This window comes from Anaerofustis sp. (genome assembly GCF_019420015.1).
Classification (GTDB): domain Bacteria; phylum Bacillota; class Clostridia; order Eubacteriales; family Anaerofustaceae; genus Anaerofustis.
In genome coordinates, this window is record NZ_JAHZIA010000043.1 from 25,510 (window position 1) to 32,184 (window position 6,675).

Genomic DNA, 6,675 nt, shown 5'->3' on the forward strand with positions numbered 1-6,675 from the left:
TGCAAAATTACGATTGTATTTCTGTTAATTATTGTGCATTACAAACTTTATTAAAGTACAATAACGCAAATTACTATACTTGCGGTGTATATGGTTGGAACGCTGATATATATACTTTTGGTCATATTGCAATAGTAACAGGTTATAGACCGTTTGGTACAATAAAAGTTAATTATGAATTATGTGAAAAGTATGAGAAAAAAGCAATAGAAATGCAAGAAAAATTTATTGATAATCAAAAGGATTTTGAAAACCTTATTGAAAGTTTTATTCAAGAAGCTATAAAAAATAATGTTATAGATTAATAATTAAATAGTTCTCGCGGGTTAATCTTTAAAGCCCGCGACCACTGCCCGCAAGGGCAAAAATAAATAATATAAAGGAGCAATAAAAATGAAGTATCATAAAATTAGAAATACCCCATTGACAGTATGCACGGTTGAGCAAAAAATCGCTTATAAGCTTGCTATTAATTGGCATGACATTATAAAAAAACATTACGACGAAATGCCTTATGCTTTTCAAAAAAGTGAAGTACTCCATCTGTTTATATCTATAATGATTAAAGACTACAAAGATTCTTATAACTATAAACCCGGCAGATATGATATAGATACTATCTTTTATGCCTTAAACGCAGGTTTGGAAAAGTACATAAACTTCGAATATTCAATATTATCATCTTATGAAGAAATAGGAAAAATGTTTCCACTTGTTATCGTTGAAATCCCCTGAAGAGTCGTTGAAAATTACGACGAAACACCCTTGACGGGTGTCGGGATTATACCCAAAAAATAAATAATATAAAGGAGTAATTTATTATGTTAAAACTTAAAGGATTAAAAAAAGCAGTAGGAGAATATAACTGGTGTCAAAATACCCCTTGTTGGAGAGCCGATTTAATGTTTGATACCTCAACGGGCGAATTGTGGACAGATAGCTTTTATGGCTACAATTATAGTTGGAATGAATACCACGACAAGGATATTATTAACTTGTCGTCGTTAATGAGAACGGAAGGCGAATATATCATATCAATGAAAACTATAAAAGCATTTTGTGAAAAGCATTTTAAAATAGCATAACGTTGATGGGCGGGGAAAATATCCCCGTTAAAGCTACACTGTCATATCCAAAGTAGACAGGCGCTTAATAAAATTCTGGAGGTATAAATTATGTTGAATATTACTTTAAACACTGAGAAAAACGGCATCGAATTAAGATTTGATTCAAAGCCTTCAGCGGAAATTCTTACAAAAATAAAAGAAAACGGTTACCACTGGAGCAATAAGCAAAAAATATGGTATGCAAAACAAAGTGAAAATACAATGACTATTGCAAATGAAATTGCGGAAACTATCGGCACTTTTACACCTGCCGAAAAATCAAAACAAGAAAAATTGCAATCTTATGATTTATGGCTACTTACTCGCGCAGAAGATGTTGAAAATCATTTTGAAAAATATCATATTTACGATAATAAAGAAATTGCAGCGCGAATCCGTAAGCATTTGAAAGAGCGTTTTCCAATGTGCAAATGGTCAGTTACTAAAAACGGATATAATAGTATTTATGTACATTTGCTTGCAAGTCCTTTTACAATCGACAGCGAAGCATTAAAAGCAATAGTTCATTATGCTTATATTTTCGCTCAAAGTTTTAATTATGATAATAGCGATAGTATGACGGATTATTTTGATGTTAATTTTTATGGAGTTTATGAAAGTGATATTGTATCAAGTTATCGTTATGAACAACTTGAATCTAATATGACAGAACATAACATAGAACAGGAATTTATTAATAAAAAAGCTGTTTTCGAAGAGGAAAAGCGTGAACGTGAAGAAAGAAAATTTCAAGAGCGTATGGCACAATTAGAAGCGGAAAAGGTCGAATCTACGAAGCGTGAAGCTGAACGCCAGCAAAGACATAATATTATTGAATCCGGAGCAATAGTTAAAGATATGGAATATTTTGTGCTTAAATGCAATACTACAAACGCAAGCAAAGAAGATACTGTCAACGGATATACAAACGATTACAACGGAGAAATTGAAGTAAAACATCATCGTGAAAATTGCAAGGTTGCAAGAAATATTTATTTTGATTCGGCAACTTATGAAATGTTTGTCAATCAATTATTAGATGATTATTCTTTTCTTTCTGGAATGGGCGGTACTGCTACCGATGATAATCGTATAATCTGTATGGAAGATTATCAAAGAATGAGCGAGGAAGAAAAAGATAGTGTTGAATGGTACAATAATAAATGCGTTGCTATCTATTGCGATAATACTTTGAAGATAATCGTTAATCCTGAGGGTTACAATTATGCACGCTATGTATATTTTGTAGACAAAGAAAGCGAAGTTGTAAAAACATATAGTGGTAATAAGGGAATTTCTGACGAGGAATTAGAAAAAAATAAATCACTTGCTGAATCTCTTGAAGATGTAAGCACTAATATTATTATTAATAATAACTGGCTTAACACTTGGAATAACGAACATTTTAACGAGTATAAACAGCTTATGAAAAAATGGATTTATGAAAACAATTTCAAATTCTCTGTCGATGTTGTGCGTGCTATTTCTATTCCAGATTTAAAAACGGCTATGTATCATTTACTTACTAAAGCAGACGGTATGCAGGAGCAATTCGCAATAGCTAATTTTACGGAAAATCAGAAAATTACTATTATTCGTATGAATGAATTTGGAGGTATAGGTGTTACAAGGGGATATTTTAAAGATTATACGAATACAACCTATGCTCAGTATGATAATGCTGTAAAACTTGTTTTCCGCCCAGAAAGAAAAAGAAATGATTATTACGCTTATTTATATCGTGATGCCCTTATTTTTAATGATTGGGTGGAAATTCCTGAAAATCTTCTATGGGAAGATATTGAAAGCAATACACCTGAATGTTCGGTTCGTAAAGCAAGATTTCTTTCGTGTGATGAATCACAATATGATGTAATTTTAGAATATTTCAAGGATAACGGAATTAAACCAATTATAAATACTTATAAACCGATATTTAATTAAATTTTTGGAGGTTATTAATTATGAAAAGTGAAATTATATTAGAGATGCTAAAAAATAATAAGATTGAGGAATTAAAGCGTATACTTGAAAAAGAAGTCTATAAAAATGCTATGAAAGATAAAGATGAGAAAAGTAGATATTCGGCTATGCAAAGATTTTTCCGCTTTAGTAAAAATGAAATACGAGAGAGTGTAAAAAAACCCTGCAAGGATATTGAATATCAAGGGAAATTGTATAATTGTTTTATTGATGGGTATTGCTTTGTAATGACAACAGAAAGCCTTGGCAATATGGAAACTTACGATAACACTAATAATGATTATTTTGATATTGTTAGTTTATTAAATTTTGCTCGGCAGCGCGTAGGCTGTCCAACAAAATTAGATTTAAATAGTGTATTAGCTATTGCGAAATCTAAAGGCTATAAATTTAAAAAATCCGAAGTAGATACAATTAACGCAGTATATTATTTAAAATATAAAGGAAGTTATTATAAAATAGGCTTATTAGATAAAGCTTATTCTATTATTAATGACGGAGAAGAAGTGGAAGTATATTATTCTGGAAAAAGCGATGTACTGATTATCAAGAATAATATCGGTATAGCTGGAATTTGTCCAATAATCATAAAAGGTGACATAGCAAACAAAATTATAATTGAAAATTAAAGGAGTGGAAAACTATGGAAAAATTAGGAAGTTGGGCGGTTAATTTTGAAATTATACTTGATGGGGAAGTGATAAGATTTGAAGATTTAAGCGAAAGTTCACAAGAACATATTCTACAATGTATCAAAGATGATTATTATTCAGGAGAAATAGTTGAGGAGGAAATTTAATTATGAGTGGAAAATTTGAATTATTTATGTGTTGCTTGGGAAACGGTATAACCGTATGCAATAAAGCTGTAATGGAAAATAACGACTATAAAATAATAGCTCATATTTCAGAAGGTGGAAACATTAAACTGTATGTTAAAGAGTCTTACATTCCTTTAGAAGATATGAAAATTATTCAAAAATGTGCTGATGGCAAAAAGAAAGATTTTCAGGAAAAGTTTGAAAAACTATCCGATATAAAACAGTATGGAATAATTTTAGATAGTATATCAATTAGTAAATTTTTAGAATTTACTAAAGATAAAAAATCTTTGACGGGGAAATTACCCGAAATGAGAGAATATTATTATAACATTGCTTAATAAAATGCCAATTTTAAACAAAAATATTATAATTATCATTCATTTTTTGGAAAATTTATGATATAATGTTTATATAAAATTATATAAAGGTTAGTGCTGGAGGGTTTTCTAAACTTCCAGCCCATAGCAAAAAGCTAAAAAATAAAATTTAAAAGGAGGCAATAAGTTTATGAAAACAGTAAAAACAATAATTGACGGAAAATTTATTAAGGTAGAAAGTCCTTACAATCCTGTTTTTATAAGAAAAGCTTGACAAATACAGGGGAGATGGGACAAACCTTATTGGATATTTCCATTAAAAAACAAAGAATATGTAATAAATGTTTTATTAGATGCTTATGGGGATTGCGGAAAATTATCTGATGGAGAAATACCTTGTATAGAAGTAACTCTTGATATGGATAAATACCCTTTCAATCGTTATATAACGATTGATACTTTAATAGTAGCGGAAAGACCTTCGAGAGATAAAGATGTAATTTTGTCACCTAATGTTTTGGTTGTACAGGGTGGTTTTGAAAAGAGTGGAGGCTCAGCAAAATATCCTTGTATAAAACCTCTTGATGGAACTATACTTCAAGTGGAGAATGTGCCTTTGGTAGTTGCAGAAAGAGCAAAGAATTTAAACGGAATAACAATAAAGAAAGCTGGTTGTGCTGATAATAGTACCAATAACAGAAAAACTCTTTTGGAAGAAAAAGAAAAACTTCTAAAAAGACTTGAAGAAATTGATAATTTGCTTAATAAAACTTAATGAATGAGGTGTTAATTATGTTAGATTTTTTACTTGGGCTTATTATAGGAAGAAGCAATCCTAATCAATGTTTTACCGATAAAAAATATAATAAATATTTGGAAAATCAAAGACGAATTAAAGAGGAAGCTTTTAGACAGCGTGAAGAAAAAGAGCGAAAAGAAAGAGAAGAAAGACTTAAAAAAACTTGTTCGGTATCTCCTTTTTATCGTGATGAAAATATATATAATATTATTAGAGGATTGACTCTTAACCAGAGAGATTTTGATAAATTTGAAAGTCGAATTAAAAAAGGCTATGGATATATGTTTTTTATTGAGGTTGGAGAAATTAGTGAAACTGGATATATTTACCCACTGGAAAAAGTTTTCAAGAACCGCTCACTTGACAAAACCGTAGCAAAATTTATTGAATTATGTAATAGCGATGAACATCATTATCGAGTTGCAATAGAGTTTGGATTAGGCAATGAAACAATCGTCACTACAAGAGTTATGTCTTGGTGTGAACGCGATAGAGAAGTAGTATATAACACTACCCCACTTTTTTCTATATCTTTTTGGAAAGATTTTAATGAAAGAAAAAGAAAGTTAGAGGAAAAAACATCGAAAGAAGGAAATAAAAATGATGAGTTTAATTGATAATTATAAGATAATAAATTCCGAAACAGACACTTCTATTATATTATTACATTCATACGGAAAAACAGAAAAGAGAAAGAAAGACGGTAATTTAAAAGATACAAAGTGTAATAAAAAGGAAGATGAAAGTTCTGAAGTATTTGCTTTTAATACTGAGGAAAAAATAAAAAGTATGATGGAGGTCTTTAATAAACACATAGCTGAATCAAGAGCTAATACAATGGAAAAAAGAGCAAGAAGAAATAAATTAGTTTTTCTTGTTGGAATAAACATTGGTATTCGTGCTGGTGATTTGATTAAGCTAAAGTGGAATTTTTTTATTGAAAGTCTTAATTCTGATGGTACTGTGGAAAAATTTAAAGAATATTATGACTTAAAACCTGAAAAACAAAAGAAACAAAATAAATTTGTTCGTTTACACTTCAATGAAACTGTACGAAGGGCAATAAACGAATATGTGGAAAATTTTCCTATAACCAATTTGGAAGATTATATTTTCTTTGCAACAGATAATTCAAACGAACATATCTCATATCACGCTTTGTATGAAATGTTAAAAAAAACCGCCAAAGAAGCTGGAATAAAAGAAAATATAGGTACTCATTCTTTAAGAAAGACTTGGGGTTTTTGGTGTTGGCATAAAGCAATGGATAAATCTAAAGCATTGACGATTCTTCAAAAATGCTTTAATCATTCCAGCGTTGAAACCACGCTAAAATATATAGGATTGCTTGATAGTGAAATAAAAGAAATGTATAACAGTATCGAACTTGGTATGGAATATATATAATTTTTTGTCTAATGAGGTGATATTTTATTGAATTATAATTTTAATTGTGATATAATTCAAACAGAGGTGAGTTTGGATTATATGAATGAAAATGTTTTAATTGGAACAGCTATGTTGAATGAAATTTGGAATAGTCAACAAAAAGATTTATTCGATTTATTGATACCTTTTCTTAAATATTCAATAGATAGAACTACTAAAGTAAATGAACAGTTGGATATTTCAAAAATTAAAAATTAT

Annotated in this window: 10 protein-coding genes; all 10 read left to right on the plus strand. The window is 29.6% G+C overall.

Annotation, left to right across the window (positions count from 1 at the left end; genetic code table 11):
- A partial coding sequence (locus tag QZ357_RS07615) for a hypothetical protein (protein WP_290774172.1) occupies positions 1 to 305 on the plus strand: 305 nt, incomplete at its 5' end.
- An 88-nt stretch (positions 306 to 393) separates the two neighbouring features.
- Positions 394 to 735, plus strand: coding sequence for a hypothetical protein (locus QZ357_RS07620; protein ID WP_290774175.1), 342 nt, complete (start codon positions 394 to 396; stop codon positions 733 to 735).
- An 86-nt stretch (positions 736 to 821) separates the two neighbouring features.
- On the plus strand, positions 822 to 1,085 hold the full coding sequence (locus tag QZ357_RS07625; RefSeq protein WP_290774178.1) for a hypothetical protein: 264 nt from the start codon (positions 822 to 824) through the stop codon (positions 1,083 to 1,085).
- A 90-nt stretch (positions 1,086 to 1,175) separates the two neighbouring features.
- On the plus strand, positions 1,176 to 3,050 hold the full coding sequence (locus QZ357_RS07630; RefSeq protein ID WP_290774180.1) for an LPD29 domain-containing protein: 1,875 nt from the start codon (positions 1,176 to 1,178) through the stop codon (positions 3,048 to 3,050).
- Positions 3,051 to 3,070: 20 nt separating this feature from the next.
- Complete coding sequence (locus QZ357_RS07635) at positions 3,071 to 3,718, plus strand: hypothetical protein (RefSeq protein WP_290774183.1); 648 nt, start codon at positions 3,071 to 3,073, stop codon at positions 3,716 to 3,718.
- 14 nt (positions 3,719 to 3,732) lie between these two features.
- A complete protein-coding gene (locus QZ357_RS07640; protein ID WP_290774186.1) occupies positions 3,733 to 3,888 on the plus strand; it encodes a hypothetical protein in 156 nt (51 codons plus the stop codon).
- Positions 3,889 to 3,890: 2 nt separating this feature from the next.
- On the plus strand, positions 3,891 to 4,250 hold the full coding sequence (locus QZ357_RS07645) for a hypothetical protein (RefSeq protein WP_290774189.1): 360 nt from the start codon (positions 3,891 to 3,893) through the stop codon (positions 4,248 to 4,250).
- 397 nt (positions 4,251 to 4,647) lie between these two features.
- The gene (locus QZ357_RS07650) at positions 4,648 to 5,004 is read left to right on the plus strand and encodes a hypothetical protein (protein WP_290774192.1); all 357 of its coding nucleotides are present in this window, start codon (positions 4,648 to 4,650) and stop codon (positions 5,002 to 5,004) included.
- Positions 5,005 to 5,021: 17 nt separating this feature from the next.
- Positions 5,022 to 5,645 carry a hypothetical protein gene (locus QZ357_RS07655; protein WP_148486189.1) on the plus strand — a complete coding sequence of 208 codons (624 nt, stop codon included), beginning with the start codon at positions 5,022 to 5,024 and terminating at the stop codon, positions 5,643 to 5,645.
- Entirely contained in the window at positions 5,629 to 6,435 is an 807-nt protein-coding gene (locus QZ357_RS07660; RefSeq protein ID WP_290774200.1) for a tyrosine-type recombinase/integrase, read from the plus strand. The genes QZ357_RS07655 and QZ357_RS07660 overlap by 17 nt, the downstream gene beginning before the upstream one ends.
- Positions 6,436 to 6,675 lie beyond the last annotated feature (240 nt).